1 protein-coding gene is annotated in these 206 nt (G+C 62.1%); it reads right to left on the bottom strand.

The annotated features are described in order from the left end of the window. On the bottom strand, nucleotides 1–206 hold a 206-nt coding region (locus EXE45_RS22045; RefSeq protein WP_394348155.1), incomplete at both ends, for an NAD(P)/FAD-dependent oxidoreductase.

The following is a 206-nucleotide window of genomic DNA, read 5'->3' as shown; positions in this document are numbered from 1 at the left end:
GACGTTGGATCGGTTCGGGCAGCGAGTAACACCGCCGCAGCAGCGATCCAAGCCGGATCTCTGTCGCAAGCGTATCGCGCCACGCGTGCTCATACGCGTCGAGTGTGGACGGCACCGACGGATCAATCGTGGACGCAGCAATATCGGCAGCTGTCATACTGTACAAAATCCCCCCACCGGTGAACGGCTTTGTCTGGGCGGCCGCG

Source organism: Halorubrum sp. SP9 (genome assembly GCF_005435015.1).
Taxonomy (GTDB): domain Archaea; phylum Halobacteriota; class Halobacteria; order Halobacteriales; family Haloferacaceae; genus Halorubrum; species Halorubrum sodomense.
The sequence above is the reverse complement of the archived record's forward strand: the minus strand, read 5'-3'. Positions and strand labels throughout refer to the sequence as shown.